The organism is Holophagales bacterium (genome assembly GCA_016699405.1).
GTDB lineage: Bacteria > Acidobacteriota > Thermoanaerobaculia > Multivoradales > JAGPDF01 > JAAYLR01.
In genome coordinates this window covers 1,266,385-1,280,791 of record CP064972.1, presented here as the reverse complement: position 1 = coordinate 1,280,791, position 14,407 = coordinate 1,266,385, and the positions used below count along the sequence as shown (strand labels likewise).

General features: G+C 71.7%; 12 protein-coding genes. 2 read left to right on the top strand and 10 right to left on the bottom strand.

The window, feature by feature from the left end:
• Nucleotides 1-62 precede the first annotated feature (62 nt).
• Nucleotides 63-1,841 carry a C4-dicarboxylic acid transporter DauA gene (gene dauA / locus IPJ17_05475; protein ID QQR75032.1) on the bottom strand — a complete coding sequence of 593 codons (1,779 nt, stop codon included), beginning with the start codon at nucleotides 1,839-1,841 and terminating at the stop codon, nucleotides 63-65.
• A gap of 87 nt (nucleotides 1,842-1,928) precedes the next feature.
• A complete protein-coding gene (locus IPJ17_05470; GenBank protein ID QQR75031.1) occupies nucleotides 1,929-3,827 on the bottom strand; it encodes an NAD-binding protein in 1,899 nt (632 codons plus the stop codon).
• A 184-nt stretch (nucleotides 3,828-4,011) separates the two neighbouring features.
• Between IPJ17_05470 and IPJ17_05465 the strand changes: the two genes are divergently transcribed.
• A complete protein-coding gene (locus tag IPJ17_05465; GenBank protein QQR75030.1) occupies nucleotides 4,012-5,010 on the top strand; it encodes a putative sulfate exporter family transporter in 999 nt (332 codons plus the stop codon).
• A 72-nt stretch (nucleotides 5,011-5,082) separates the two neighbouring features.
• Here IPJ17_05465 and IPJ17_05460 read toward each other — a convergent pair whose 3' ends face one another.
• From IPJ17_05460 to IPJ17_05430, 7 genes are all read right to left on the bottom strand, one after another.
• Nucleotides 5,083-5,703 carry a class I SAM-dependent methyltransferase gene (locus tag IPJ17_05460; GenBank protein ID QQR75029.1) on the bottom strand — a complete coding sequence of 207 codons (621 nt, stop codon included), beginning with the start codon at nucleotides 5,701-5,703 and terminating at the stop codon, nucleotides 5,083-5,085.
• Nucleotides 5,704-5,842: 139 nt separating this feature from the next.
• Entirely contained in the window at nucleotides 5,843-6,526 is a 684-nt protein-coding gene (locus IPJ17_05455) for a rhodanese-like domain-containing protein (protein QQR75028.1), read from the bottom strand.
• Nucleotides 6,523-7,125 carry a YeeE/YedE family protein gene (locus tag IPJ17_05450; GenBank protein ID QQR75027.1) on the bottom strand — a complete coding sequence of 201 codons (603 nt, stop codon included), beginning with the start codon at nucleotides 7,123-7,125 and terminating at the stop codon, nucleotides 6,523-6,525. The genes IPJ17_05455 and IPJ17_05450 overlap by 4 nt, the downstream gene beginning before the upstream one ends.
• Entirely contained in the window at nucleotides 7,122-7,700 is a 579-nt protein-coding gene (locus IPJ17_05445) for a YeeE/YedE family protein (GenBank protein ID QQR75026.1), read from the bottom strand. The genes IPJ17_05450 and IPJ17_05445 overlap by 4 nt, the downstream gene beginning before the upstream one ends.
• 39 nt (nucleotides 7,701-7,739) lie before the next feature.
• Complete coding sequence (gene nrfD, locus IPJ17_05440) at nucleotides 7,740-8,678, bottom strand: polysulfide reductase NrfD (protein QQR75025.1); 939 nt, start codon at nucleotides 8,676-8,678, stop codon at nucleotides 7,740-7,742.
• Nucleotides 8,679-8,691: 13 nt separating this feature from the next.
• Entirely contained in the window at nucleotides 8,692-9,234 is a 543-nt protein-coding gene (locus tag IPJ17_05435) for a 4Fe-4S dicluster domain-containing protein (GenBank protein ID QQR75024.1), read from the bottom strand.
• A gap of 3 nt (nucleotides 9,235-9,237) precedes the next feature.
• Nucleotides 9,238-11,433, bottom strand: a complete 2,196-nt coding sequence (locus tag IPJ17_05430; protein ID QQR76097.1) for a molybdopterin-dependent oxidoreductase — start codon at nucleotides 11,431-11,433, stop codon at nucleotides 9,238-9,240.
• Between the two features lie 192 nt (nucleotides 11,434-11,625).
• Here IPJ17_05430 and IPJ17_05425 point away from each other — a divergent pair, with 192 nt between their 5' ends.
• Nucleotides 11,626-12,846 carry a hypothetical protein gene (locus IPJ17_05425; protein ID QQR75023.1) on the top strand — a complete coding sequence of 407 codons (1,221 nt, stop codon included), beginning with the start codon at nucleotides 11,626-11,628 and terminating at the stop codon, nucleotides 12,844-12,846.
• Here IPJ17_05425 and IPJ17_05420 read toward each other — a convergent pair.
• Nucleotides 12,843-14,297 carry an aminoacyl-histidine dipeptidase gene (locus IPJ17_05420; GenBank protein ID QQR75022.1) on the bottom strand — a complete coding sequence of 485 codons (1,455 nt, stop codon included), beginning with the start codon at nucleotides 14,295-14,297 and terminating at the stop codon, nucleotides 12,843-12,845. The genes IPJ17_05425 and IPJ17_05420 overlap by 4 nt on opposite strands.
• Nucleotides 14,298-14,407 lie beyond the last annotated feature (110 nt).

The following is a 14,407-nucleotide window of genomic DNA, read 5'->3' as shown; positions in this document are numbered from 1 at the left end:
GGGAACTGCCGCCGGCTCCCGCTCGCGCCGTCGCCCGACGGCGCGAGCGGCGTCACTGCGGCTCAGCGGAAGAGCGGGACCTGCTTGCCGTGCGCGACGTGCTCGCGCGCCGCGGCGAGCGCCTTGTCGAACGAGCGGCCGATGGCGAGGCTCCCCGGCTGGTTGCGCCACCCGGCCTTGGCGAGGGCGCGGAGCGGTTGCCGGCGCACGCCGGCGAGCACGACGAGCGCGCCGCCGGAACGCAGGCGCCCGACCGCCGAGTCGAGCGCCACCAGCCCGGTGGCGTCGAGCACCGGCACCTCGCGCAGGTCGAGCACCACGACCTTCGCCTCCTGGTGCACCTGCCGCAGCGCGCTCATCGCCTTGTGCGCGGCGCCGAAGAAGAGCGGACCGGCGATCTCGTAGACGACGATCTCGCGCGGCAGCGGCTCGCCGAGCTCGAGCTCGTGGGCGCCCACCAGCTTCACCTCGGTGATCGCCGCCATGCGCCGCATGAAGAGGAACGAGGCGAGCACGATCCCGGCGGTGACCGAGACCGTCATGTCGAAGATCACCGTCAGCAGCAGGCAGGTGACGAGCACGGCGATGTCGCCGCGCGGCGCCACCCGCATCGTGTGGACGACGTGCCGGGCCTCGCTCATGTTCCACGCCACCAGCAACAGCAGCGCGGCGAGCGAGGCCATCGGCAGATAGCCGAGCAGCGGGGCAAGCAAGAGCACCGAGAGGAGCACGAAGAGGGAATGGACGATCGCGGCAACCGGCGAGCGGGCGCCCGAGCGGATATTCGTGGCCGTGCGGGCGAGCGCACCGGTCGCCGCGATGCCGCCGAAAAACGGCGCCACCAGGTTGCCGATCCCCTGGGCGAGCAGCTCGCCGTTCGGGTCGTGGCGCTTGGCGGTCATGCCGTCGGCGACCACCGCCGAGAGCAGCGACTCGATCGCCCCCAGCATGGCGATGGCGAAGGCGGCCGGCACGAGCTGGCGCACCAGGTCGAAGGAGAGGACGAGCGGCTCGTCGCCGGCGGCGCTGAAGTGCCAGGGAAGACCGGGCAGCGGCGGCAGCGACGGAATGCCGCCACGCACCACGCCGTCGACCTCGTAGCTGAAGCGGGTGCCGATCGTCGCCACCGAGAAGTGCGGCACGGTGCGCGAGAGCCACCAGGCGGCCAGGCCGCCCCCGGCCAGGGCGACGAGCGGCGGCGGGACCCGCTTGGTGACGCGCGGCCAGAGCAGCAGGATCGCCAGGGTCAGGGCGCCGATCGTCACCTCGGGCCAGCGCGAGGTGGGAAGCGCGCGGATCAGCACCGCCAGGCGGTCGAGATAGTGCTCGGGGAGCTTGCCGGTGTCGAGGCCGAGGAGATCCTTGACCTGCAAGGTGCCGATGACGATGGCGATGCCGGCGGTGAACCCGGTGGTCACCGGGTAGGGCACGAACTGGATCAGGTCGCCGAGCCGGGCGAGGCCCATCGCCACGAGCAGCAGGCCGGCCATCAGGGTGGCGAGCAGCAGGCCGCCGAGACCGAAGCGGGCGGCGATCGGCGCCAGGATGACGACGAACGCCGCGGTCGGCCCCGAGACCTGGACCTTCGAGCCGCCGAGCGCGGCGATCACCGCGCCGGCGACGATCGCCGTGTAGAGGCCGTGCTGCGGCGGCACCCCCGACGCGATGGCGAGCGCCATCGAGAGCGGCAGGGCGACGACGCCGACGACGGCGCCGGCGAGCAGGTCGGCCCGCAGGTCGGCGAGCTGATAGCCCTTGAAGAAGGAGCGCCGCAGGGCGACCCCGAGGCGCGCGCTCTTGAGCGCGGTGGTGGCGGTGAGATCCGGAGGTTGGTCGGGCATGGAGCGGCGAGGGCGGAGAACCTCGCGCGGTCGATTGTACTCGACCGGCGACACCGCCCTGGCGCGCGAGCGTCCGCGGGGCGACGCTCAGCTCTCCGCGAGGACGATCACGCCGTCGTTCTCGCCGAAGGCGACCGGTTCGCTCTTCGGCGGGTTGACGCGCACTCCCTGAGCGAGGCCGCCGGTGACCTCGACGCCGCGCAGGCGATAGCCGATCGCCACTTCGCCGCGCCGGCGCGCCGCCTCGACGACCGTGGCGAAGCTCACCGCGCGCCCGAGCTGAACGTAGCTCCCTGCCGGCTTGAGGTAGATCTCCGAGCCCTCGGGGTCGAAGAGGTCGTCGAAGACCGGCCGCAGCAACTTGTTCTCGGCGATCTGGGTGAGCAACAGCGAGACCAGCCGGTCGCCGACGATGAAGTCGTCGGCGCGCGTCACTTCGGCGAGGTCGCGGTTGCGCACGTCGCGCATCTCCGACACCAGCGAGACCGCCTTGCCCGCCTGCTCGCGCAGCGCGCGCAGATGCAGGAGGGTGAGCAGGGTGCGCGCGTCGGCCTGCTGCTCGGCGAGCTCGAGGTCGGAGAGCAGGATGACGTGGTCGTAGGAGGGAACGTCGAGTCCGTGGAGCGTCGCCGGATCGGTGATGTCGCCCTCGACGACCGCGACGGCGAGCTTGGCGAAGCTCCCGCCGGCCAGCTCGTCGGCCTGCGCGCGACAGGCCGCATCGACCACCAGCGTCGCCGTCGAGCCGGCCGCGACGTACTGGTCGAGCTCGCGCAGGATGCGCGCCACCCGCCGGCTCCAGCCGAGCACCAGCGTCCGCTCGGGTTCGGCGGCCGACGGTCGCGGCGGCACCAGGGCGGCTTCGTCGAGCCGCGCCGCGACGTCGCCGACGCGCAGGGCGCTGTCGTCCGCCGAGATGGCGATGATCCGGTCGCCGGGGCCGATCGGCGTTTCCATCGGCGGGTTCACGCGCACGCGATCGGCGGCATCGGCGAGGCCGATCGGCGTCGAGGTCGGATAGGCGAGCAGCGCCTCGCCGAAGCTCCTGCCGACGAGCGCCGGCTCGGCGCGGAAGTAGATCTCGTCGCCGCCGAAGTCGAGCAGCTCCTGATAGACGATCGAGAGGCCCGCCTGCCGGCAGGTCTGCACGGTGACGCGCGCCAGGAGCTCCGAGACGGCGAGCAGCTCGGCCTCGCCGCGCCCGGCGATCGCCGCGGCGGAGAGCTGCCGCTCCTCCTGGATCTCCGCCACGATGTGGTACGGCGCGGCGCGGCGCTGCGGGTGGTTGGTGATGGCGAGCAGCGTCTTGATCGTCGCCGAGTCGGCATCGGCGCCCGACGAGGGGAGGACGAGGATCGACTTCGACTCGGCGAGGTTGACCCGGTCGAGGTCGGCGAGGTCCGCCGGATCGCCGCTGCGGCAGACGATCCGCGTGGTCTGCGGATCGGGCACGCGCGCCCGGATCTCGTCCTCCATCTCGACCTTGTCGCGATCGGCGAGCACCACGACGCAGGCGCGCTTCTGGCTGGCGTTGGCCAGCACCAGCTCGGAGAGCACGGTGAAGACGCGCGGCGACCAGCCGAGGATCACGGTGTGCCCGCTCTCGACGATCCGCGAGCGCCCCTTGCGCAGCTCCTCGATCTTCGCCTCGATGCCGCTGGTGAGCAGACCGATGAGCGTGCTGATGACGAAGACGCCGCCCATCGTCACCGCCAGCATGGCGAAGAGGAACGGCCAGCTTCCCTGGTCGCCGCCCATGGTGCCGGCGTCGAGCGTGCGCATGAGCGACATCCAGGCGAGCTGCGCGAAGCCGGGCCGCTCCCCGCCGTCCTCCGGCGCCATGCCGGTCGTCCAGACGAGCAGCGAGACCGCCGCGATGACCACCGCCGACAACACCGCCAGCCAGCCGATCAACGCCACCGGCCCGCGGGCCATCTGGTTGTCGAATGCGTAGTGCAGACGCTCGCGCAGGGTGGGACGGGACATCGGCGCTCCTCCAAGTTGGCGGCAGAGTCTACCCGAGCCGGGCGTGGCGCACCGACCCGCACCGTCGACAGCGTTTCGCGCCGCGATCGGCATCGGCATCGGCGCTCGTGGATTGGTAGCATGGCGCCGCGGGGAAGCCGCCGATTCGTTCCCTTACCTCTCGCTCCGCCATTCGACAAGCTCCATGATCGCTTCGCCATCGGGCCTGCGAGGCCACGCCGCGGCGATTGTCGGACTCGGTTCGCTCTGTCTCCTCCCGGACCTGCCGGCGATCGGCTGGCGCGCGGTGCCGTCGTGGCTGGCGCTCCTCGCCGGGGTCGCGGTCGCCCTCGCCTTCGGCAACCCCTGGGCGGCCAGGACGCGGGCCGCGACCGGACGGCTGCTCGCCGCCTCGGTCGTCGGCCTGGGCGCCGCGATGAACCTGCGCACCGTTGCGCGCGTCGGACTGCAGGGGTTCGTCTACACGCTGGCAGGGATCGCCGGCACGCTTCTGGTCGCCGCGGTGCTCGGGCGCCTGCTCGCGCTGCGCCCGAGGCTCGCGGTGCTGCTCGGCGTCGGCACCGCGATCTGCGGTGGCAGCGCCATCGCCGCCGCCGCTCCGGTGGTCGGCGCCGACGACGACGAGACCAGCACGGCGCTCGGCATCGTCTTCCTGCTCAACGCCTCCGCGCTGCTGCTCTTCCCGCTCGTCGGCGAGCGGCTCGGGCTCTCGCCGCACGCCTTCGGGCTGTGGGCGGCGCTCGCCATCCACGACACCTCGAGCGTCGTCGGGGCCGCGTCGGCCTACGGCGGCGACGCGCTGCTCGTCGCCACGACGGTGAAGCTGGCACGGGCGCTCTGGATCGTCCCGGTGACGCTGGCGCTCGGCGCGAGCGGCGCTCTTCGCAGGCGCACCGGGCAGCGACCGGCAGCTCCGGGAAAGGCCCGGCGGCCCTGGTTCGTGCTCGGCTTCCTCGCCGCCGCCGCCGTGGTCACCTTCGTCCCGGCCTTGCAGCCGGCGGGCCACCTCGTGGCCGAAGCGGCGCGCCGCTCGCTGGTGCTGACGCTCTTCCTGCTCGGTCTCGGCATGAGCCGGGAAGCACTGGCGCGCGTCGGCGCCCGCCCGTTCGTGATGGCCGTGGTGCTCTGGGCCACCGTGGCCAGCGTGACGCTCGGCGCGATCCGCGCCGGCTGGATCGGCTGAGCCGCGCCCGTTCACCCAGCGCTCGGCACGGCATCGCCTCCGGCGACCTCCGGACCGGCTCCGGATGCACCCTCACCTCCGGGATGCGGTGACCGGTTTCTCGAACAGCGCGAGCTCGTGCAGCCGTGCCGAGCGGCGCGAGCAGAGCCGAAAGCCACGCGCCACGAGCCCGGCAATGGCGTCGTCCAGCGTCACTCCGCTCTCGAAATGGGTGCGCCCCTCCTGCCGGTGGACCTCGGCGACCAGCTCGAAGCCGGCCCGGGAGAAGTCGGCCAGCACCAGGCGTCCTCCCGGTCGCAACGTCCGGTCCATCTCGGAGAGCACCGGGAGCGGATCGCCGAGATGATGAAGGACGTCCATCGCCGCGGCGGCGGCGAAGGCGGCGGAGGGAAACGGCAGCGCGACGGCATCGGCGGTCAGGAAGCGGATGCGCTCCCGGACTCCCTGCTCCGCTGCGAGCAGCGACGCCAGGTCGCGCTCGGAACCGTCGGCGTCGACCGACACGACGTCGAGACCGCGCGCCGCGAGCGCCCGCGCCAGGAACCCCTTGCCGGTCCCGACGTCGAGCACCGGACCCTCGCGGGATTCGATCTGCGCCGCCACCCAATCGGCGGCGACCTGGCGATCGAATCCGTGCCGCGCGTAGCGCGCGGAGCGCTCTTCGAAGGCGGCGCGTTGCGCGTTCAGATCCACGGAAACACCCGGCGTCTGCTGCGCGATCGGGGGGACGACCCGGCGTCCGACTCGCCGGGGCCACGCGGGAGGGCCAGCGATCGAACGGCGGCGGGAACCCTGCTCCGCCGGCCTCGCGGACCCTCCACGGGGAGAGGTCTCAGCAGCCTTCCTTCTTCTTCTTCGCCGGCGCTGCGCCGGCGGGCGGGGCGGCGACCGGCGGGGCCATCGCCGGGGTCGCGGGAGTCGGCAACGCGGCGAGCGCCGGAGCCGCTCCGGGGGCCACCGCCGCACGCGGAGCGCCGCCGAAGTGGGCGGCGACCTGCGCGGCCTGGGCGAACTCGGCCTGCTCGGCGGCCGTGGCGCCCGGGCCCGGCTGCACCGGGTAGAGCACGTGGTCCTTCCACCCCTTCAGGCCGTTGACCAGGATGTAGACCGCCGGGTACTTCTTCGCCTTGAGCAGCATCCAGGCCTGCGCCGAGTGGATCCCCTCCTCGCTGTAGAGGACGATCTTCTCGTTGCGCGCGAGGTCGGCCGCCTCGAGGCCGACGATCGGAATCCGCTCGGCGTTCGGGATGTGGTAGGCGGCGAAATCGGCCTCGTCGCGCAGGTCGATCAGGCGGAAGTCCTGTCGCCCGGCGATCAGCCAGTCGGCGAGCTCGGCCGGCTCGACGTGATCCACCTCGCCTTGGACGATGGCGGCAAGATCCTGCGTGTCGAGCGTGATGCGCGTGCCGGCCGTCGGATTGCCGATCGCGAGCGCACCGAGGCCGAGCACGACGAGCAACAGCGCGAGGCGCCCGGAGAGCGGGGTGCGCGCCCAGAGCTCCGCGAGACGGTTCATGCGCCCTCCTTGCCGGCGCCGCCGAACTTCTTCTCGAGCGCCGCTGCGCCCCAGAAGCCGCCGAGCGCCATCAGTGCGACCAGGAAGACCACCAGACCGTGCGGCAGGCCGAGGACCTCGGGCAGCGTCAGACGGCCGAGGTTCGTCGAGCTCGCGAAGCCGACGACCGCCGGCCACAGCTCGCCGATCACCAGCACGCCGAAGGCGATGCCGAGCACATTGACCACCGCGTCGATCTTGCCCGTCGCCACGCCGACCATCGAGGTTCCCGGGCAGTAGCCGCCGACCACGAAGCCGATGCCGACCAAGAGGCCGCCGAGCGCCTGCGGCGCGAGATAGGTCGTCGAGATGTAGACGAGCGACAGGTCGAGGATGCCGAGCCAGCCGAAGTAGAAGAGGCCGAGCATCGCGGTGACCACGGCGGTGAACATGACGCGGAAGACGGCGAGGTCCTTCAGGTAGAACTGAGCCGTCAGCTTGCGCGCCGAGCCGAAGCCGGCGCGCTCGAGGAACCAGCCGAAACCGATGCCGATGACGAAGGCGACGACGAGCGACATCTCGTCGCCGAAGGCGCCGAACTTGAAGAAGGGGGCGTTCACAGCCACTCCTTTCGGACGAACCAGGCCGCGCCGTAGGCGCCGGCGAAGAAGAGCATCATGAAGGTCCAACCGCCGGCCGAGAGCAACGCCCCGCCGGTGAGCGCCTGGCCGCTCGCGCAGCCACGCGCCAGCTTGGCGCCGATGCCCATGAGCGAACCGCCGAGGAAAGCGAGCGCGAAGCGCGCACCGTTCGAAATGCGCGGCCCCTTCTCCACCGTCTTGCGCACGCGCCCGGCGAGCAGGCCGGAGAGGAAGCCGCCGACGAGCACGCCGAGCACTTCGAAGACCAGCCACTCCTTGAGCGGGTGGCCGACGCCGGCCTCGAGATACTCCTTCCAGAAGACGTTCGATTCGGCATGGTGCGGCGCCACGGCGTCGACCACCACGGCGCAGGCCGACGAGACCGCGCCCGAAGCGCCGAGCCCGCGGCCCATCACCACGAACGCGGTGAGCAGCACGAGGCCGAGGCCGATGCCGGCGAGATAGGGGTTCGAGTAAGGGGCCGGACCGCGGCGCGGTGAGCCGGCGTCCGCGGCGGGCGGGGTGAGGCTCGCGGCCTCAGTGGGCGAAGACATGGGCGAGGTTCCTCCCGAAAAGGGACGTCACGGCAGAGGTCAGAAGGGCGACCAGTGGCTGGCCTGACCCGCGAACACCATCACGAAACGCAGGGCGAGCCCGCCGGCCAGGACGAAGAGTGAAGGCAGGACCGTGTGGATCCCCCGGCGCTGGGCGATCGGAGCGACGACGAGCGGCACGACGATGCCCAGTCCGACCACCCCGACCCAGAAGGGCGCCGTGTAGGGCCCGCCGAGCAGCAGACCCGCCGCCGCCGCGTGCACGCGGGTGGCGGTCGTCAGGCCGATCAGGAAGAGGACGAGCAGCGCCAGCTCGCCGCCGAGGAAGCCGGCATCGGCGCGACCGAGGAGCCGCTGCTCCTCCTCGTCGTGCGCCAGCAGGTGGGCGAGCGCCGCCGCCGAGGAGAGCCCGGAGGTGAGGAAGAGGGGACCGAGCAGGCCGCTCGCCCACAGCGGGCGGGCTCCGAGCGAGGAGAGCAGAATGCCGGTGTAGATGCCGAGCGCGACGCCGCCGGCGATCGCGGCGGTCGCGAGCGCGCGCCGCGCGCGCGGGCTCGCGTCGAGGCTCTCACCGAGTCGCGAAAGGGGCTTGGGCACGAACGGCGCGAGCCACCCGACCGGGCGCAACAACAGCAGGAGGGCCAGCACCGGATAGACCAGCAGGAGGATCCACGCGCCCCACGACATCGGCGAGGCCGGCTCGAAGGTGGTGTAGAGCCGCCAGACGAAGAGCTTGTGCTCGAGGTCGAGGAAGAGGGCGAGCATCCCGGCGGAGAGCAGGGCGAGGGCGAGCGGGGCGAACGCCGGGAAGGCGCTTTCCGTGCGACGATGCCGCTCCGTCCACAGCATCCATCCGGCGAGCACCATCAGGCCGGCGACCAGTCCGCCGAGGAAGAGGTAGATCGGAATCTGCCAGGCCCAGACGTGGACGGTCGGGTCGACGAGGTGATTGGCGCGGGTCGTAGTGAGCTCGATCACGAGTCGATTCTCCTCACGCCGTCAGGTAGACGATGCGCGGGCCGGTGCCCGCCTCGGGCTTGAGCGCATGTCCCCGCCGCGACGCGACGAGGCGCGAGACCTCGCTCGCCGGATCGTCGAGGTCGCCGAAGTGCATGCAATACGTCGGGCAGACCGAGACGCAGGCCGGGTCCTGACCCTTGCTCGTGCGGTGGAAGCAGAAGGTGCACTTGTCGGCGTAGCCGGCCGGATGGACGAAGCGGGCGTCGTACGGGCAGGAGGCGAGGCAGGCCTTGCAGCCGATGCACTTGTCGTGCTCGACCAGGACCACCTGCCCGAGCTCCTCGACGTGCGAGGCGCCGGTCGGGCAGCAGGAGACGCAGGGCGGTCGGTCGCAGTGGTTGCAGCGCTCGGAGCGGATCTCCATCGAGAGCGTCGGGAACTTGCCCCGCACTTCCGTGGCGATCCAGTCGCGGCAGAACCCTTCGGGGACCTCGTTCTCCGTCTTGCAGGCGACGACGCAGTCCATGCAGCCCACGCAGCGCGCCGTGTCGATGACCATCGCGAAGCGCGCCATGGCTCAGGCCTCCGTCTCGAAGGTGACGAAGTTGACGTTCATCCCGGTGCCGCCCATCAGCGGGTCGACGGCGTAGCGGGTGATGAGCTGGGAGTCCGACGCGCCCTTGCCGAAGGTGCGCTTCAAGCCCCGGGCGGTGTGGCCGAAGCCGTGCACGAGGTAGACGCAGTCGGTGCGGATCCGCTCGGTGGACTTCACCTTCACCGGTCCCGACACGACCCCGTCCTGGTTCTTCAGCCGCACCCGCGCCCCGTTCTCCAGTCCCCAGCGTCTCGCCACGTCGGCGTTGACCCAGACCTCGTTCTCGCTCATCGCCTCGGCGAGCAATGGATTGGTCTGCGTGCGCGAGAAGGTGTGCACCGGGGCGCGGCCGAAGAGGAGGCGGAAGTGCCCGGGAGGCGGCTCGGGGTGCGGCTTGTAGACCGGCACCGGATCGAACCCCTTGGCCGCGAGCTGCGTGGAGTAGAACTCCACCTTGCCTGACGGCGTCGGGAACTCGAGGGCGTGCCCCTCCTCGACGTTCGTCGGCTTCTTCGCGCCGAGGAAGACACCCTGCTTCTTCAGTTGGGCGAGCGAGAGGCCCATCCCCTGGAGGCGCGTGTCGAGGTACTCCTCGACGTGCTTCCAGGGGTAGAACGCCTCGAGCCCGAGCTTCACCGCGAGCTCGCGGGCGATCCACCAGTTCGGCTTCTGATCGGCCGGCGGCTCGACGACCGGCTGACGCAGGGAGAGGAACGGGTCGCGGAACGCCTCGGTGTTGAAGTCGTCGTAGCGCTCGAGGTAGACCGACTCGGGGAGCACCACGTCGGCCCAGCCGGCGAGCTCGCTCGGCACGACGTCGATGACGACCAGCAGGTCGAGCTGCTGGATCGCCTCGAGGGTCTCCTTCTGCGACGGCAGCGCCTGCAGCAGGTTCGTGGCGTAGACCACCCACGCCTTGACCGGATAGGGCTTGCCCGAGAGCGTCGCGTCGCGAATCCCGGTGGTGAGCCCCAGGTCGGCGAACGGGAACTTCTGCCCCGGGTTGTCGACCGGCCCGTGTTCTCCGTGCGGATACGGCGGATACGGGTACTTCGGCACCGCGACGCTCGACGGGAAGAAGAAGGCCCCACGGCGTCCCCAGTTGCCGAGGAGGGCGTTGACCAGGGCGATCGCCCGCGAGCGCTGCGCGTCGTCGCCGTACCAGGTGACGTGCCGGCCGGGGTGCACCAGCGTCGCCGGTGCGTGGCGGGCCATCTCACGCGCCGTGGCGCGGATCGCCGCCGGCTCGATCCCGGTGATCGGGTAGGCCCACTCCGGCGTGTTGGCGGCGACCGCCGCGGCGAACGCCTCGAAGCCGAAACCGTGCGCGGCGACGAACTCCCGGTCGTAGATCCCCTCGGCGACGAGCACGTTCATCCAGGCGAGCAGCAGGGCGATGTCGGTGCCCGGCTTGACCGGCAGGTAGTGCTTGGCCTTGCTCGCGGCGACCGAGAAGCGCGGATCGGCGACGATCACCGTCGCACCGCGCCCGACCGCTTCGGCGAACTCCTGGACCTGCGAGTTGTGCATGTTCTCGCCGAGATGCGAGCCGACGAGCACCAGGCAGTCGGTGTTGGCGATGTCGGTGCGCTCGGGCGTGCCGATCTCCTCGCCGAAGGTGAGCTGGAAGCCGACGTCGCGCGGCCCGCGGCACTGGGCGTAGGAGGGCGCCACCAGATTCGGCGTGCCATAGGCCTTGAAGGTGTGCTTGAGGAAGTTGCCGCCGATGCCGTGGCTGAAGAAGGCGAGCGCTTCGGGACCGTGTTCGACCTTGAGCTTCGCCAGCTTGTCGGCGATGAAGGAGAGCGCCTCGTCCCAGGTGACCTCGGCCCACTCCTCCTTGCCGCGTTCCCCGCGCCGCAGGAGGGGCGCCTTCAAGCGGTCGGTGTCGTAGTGCGCGCCGATGCCGCCTGTGCCACGCGGGCAGAGGCGCCCGCGCGAAAGCGGGTCGTCCGGGTTGCCCTCGATCTTCCACAGCTTGCCGTTCTTCACCGAGGCGATCGCCGCGCACTTCCAGAAGCAGAGATCGCAGTAGGTCGGGATGCGCTCGATCCGGTCGCCGGCGGCCGCGGGACCGAGCCAGGAGGCCCACGCCGGATCGAGAGTGCTCGCTGCCGAGGCAACTCCGGCGGCCCCGGCTCCGAGCTGGAGGAACTTTCTGCGCGAGAGTATAGGCATATAGCGATCTTTCGCCATCTAGTTTGAAGCCGAGGACGCGGCATACAAACCTCCCGCAGGAGGGGGCACGGCACCCACCCTCGGGGGCGGGGCCATGCGCCGGCAGCGATCCGGGGTCGGTTGCCGGCTCCTGACGCGTGCGAGAGACTGGCGGCGAGCTTCCCCGCCTCACCGCGCCTCGAGGAGACCGTCATGCTTGCCCGGCTCACCCTGCTCCTGCTGCTCTCCACCACTGCCAGCGCGCTCGTCGCCGAGAGTCCGGGCCTTCGCGCTCTCGCGGAAGGGCGGGCCGCGGTCGAGCGCGGCGACGAAGCGACCGCGCTCGCTCGACTCGCCGAGGCCGCGGCGCTGCTCGACCCGGAGAGCGAGCGCGAGCCGCTCGCCGCCGCCTACTTCGAGCTCGCCGACCTCTACGCGCGCCACGGCGACCGGCAAGCCGAAGCGCTCGCGGCATTCCGTCGCAGCGCTTCCTACGCCGGCAATCCGGCGGCGGCACGCCAGCGCGCCGCCGAGATCTCGGCGCGGCTCGCCGATCGCGAGCAGGCCCGACAATCGCCGACTCCAGCACCCAGCCCGGCGACTTCGATCGCCATCGACGAGAACGGACGCACGCCCGCTGCGGCCACCGCTGCCGGGGTCGGCACTCGCGACGACCGCCAACGGCCGACCGCCTCGGCCACCGACGCGGCGAACCTCTCCGCTCCGCAGGCGCCGGCGATCACGGCCGACGGCCGCGAGGCCACACCCGGTCCGGCGGCAGCGCCCGTGGCGCAGCAGGCCGAAAAGCCGGCGCCGATCGCCTCTTCCTCTCCTGCCGCGGCCTCGCCTCGGCCTCCCGCGGCGCCGCCGACCCCCGCTCCCGCCCCGGCAGCCAGCGCTCCGCCGCCGATCGCCTTCCAGCCCTTCTTCGGCACCAAGCCCAGCGCAACAGCGACGGCAGCACCGACCCCGGCGCCCTCCGCGGGCAGCCCGGTGACGCCCGCACCCGTCAGCACGCCATCTCCTGGCCCGACGCCGGCGCCGGCGGCGCCGTCTCCAAGCCCAACTCCCGTTCCGGCGGTGAACACACCCCCGCCGAACGCCTTCCAGCACTTCTTCGGCGGCAAGCCCAGCGCCCAGCCGCCGGCATCACCAACGCCGACTCCCGCGGCGGCGGACGCGGCGACTCCCGCACCCGTCGCCCCGGCCCCTCCGACCCGGACTGCTACGTCTCCTTCTCCTTCGTCGACCAACGCACCCCCCGCGGCGCCGGCGGTCGTGCCGAAGGCCGACGCCACTCCGCCGTCGGCCTTCCAACACTTCTTCGGGAGCAGAAAAAAGCCCGCCGCTCCCGCGGCAGGGGAGAGCGCGGGAGAAGCGGGCGGAGCGAAGGCGACGGCGACACCGCCGCCTTCGGGTGGAAGCGGAGGCTAAGCGCCGAGCTCGCGGATCACTTCGACGAGGAGGTTCCAGAAGCGACCGACCGAGGCGACGTGGACGCGCTCGTCGGGCGAGTGGGGGAACTGGATCGTCGGACCGAAGGAGATCATGTCCATCCCCTCGATCTTCTCGCCGATGATGCCGCACTCGAGGCCGGCGTGGATGGCGCCGACCTGCGCCGGGAAGCCGAGGACGCGCTCGTGGACGCGCTTGACGATGGCGAGCAGCGGGCTGTCGAGATTCGGCTTCCACCCCGGATAGCCGTCGAGCGTCTCGACCGCCGCGCCGGCGAGCTCACCGTAGGCGCGCATTCGCGCCTGGACGCCGCGCAGCGCCGACATCACCGAAGAGCGGTTGCTCATGTGGATGACCAGGGCGCTGTCGCGTTCGGCCACCACCGCGAGATTGGTCGAGGTCTCGACGAGACCCGGGATGTCGTAGCTCATCACCAGCACGCCGTGCGGCAGCGCGTCGAGCAGCGAGAGCGCCCGCCGCGTCACCGCCTCGGTCCAGACGCGATCGGGCAGTGCGACGTCGGCGAGCTCGTAGCGCAGCCCCGGGTCGGCCGGCTTGACCTCGAGCGCCATCGCCTCGATCTCCTTGGCGACCGCCGCGCGGAAGCTCTCGCGCGCTGCCGCGCCGACCACCACCACGGCGCGTGCCTCGCGCGGGATGGCGTTGTGCTTGTCGCCGCCGGCGATCGCGGCGAGCCGCAGCGGCGCCACCTCGGTGGCCACGTGCAGCGCCCGGGCGAGCACCTTGAGGGCGTTGGCGCGCTGCAGGTGGATGTCGACGCCGGAGTGGCCGCCCTTGAGCCCGGCCACCACCACCTCGACCGCCGTCGCCCCGGGCACCGGCGGCTCCTTCTCGATCGGCAGCGAGAGGTTGTTGCCGGCGCCGCCGGCGCAGCCGACGGTGAGCGTCCCCTCCTCCTCCGAATCGAGGTTGATCAGGCGCCGGCCATGCAGCAGCTTGGCGTCGACCTCCGTGGCGCCGGTCAGGCCGGTCTCCTCGTCGATGGTGAAGAGCAGCTCGAGCGGACCGTGGACGAGCTCCTTGGACTCGGCGATCGCCAGCATCGCCGCGACGCCGATGCCGTTGTCCGAGCCGAGGGTCGTCCCGCTGGCCTTGAGGAACTCGCCGTCCATCCGCGGCACGAGGGCGTCCTTCTCGAAGTCGTGGACGACGTCGGAGTTCTTCTCGTTGACCATGTCGAGATGCGCCTGGAGGATCGTCGGCGCGGCGCCCTCCATCCCGGGCGAGGCGGGCACCGAGATCACCACGTTGCCCGCCGCGTCGCCGCGCGAGGGGAGCTTGCAGGCGTCGGCCACCGAGAGCACGTAGCGCCGCATCGCCTCCTCGTTCTTCGAGCCGCGCGGGATGGTGAGAATCCGGTCGAAATGGCGCCAGAGCGCCTTGGGTTCCAGGTCAGAGACGAACGTCATGGCGGGATCTCCTCTCGAGACCGTCGGTAGCCCGGCGCCGGGCAGAGCCGCGCCGGGAGGGACAGGGAACCCATTCTAGAGGTCTCTGGCCGTTCCGTCGCCCACCCTAC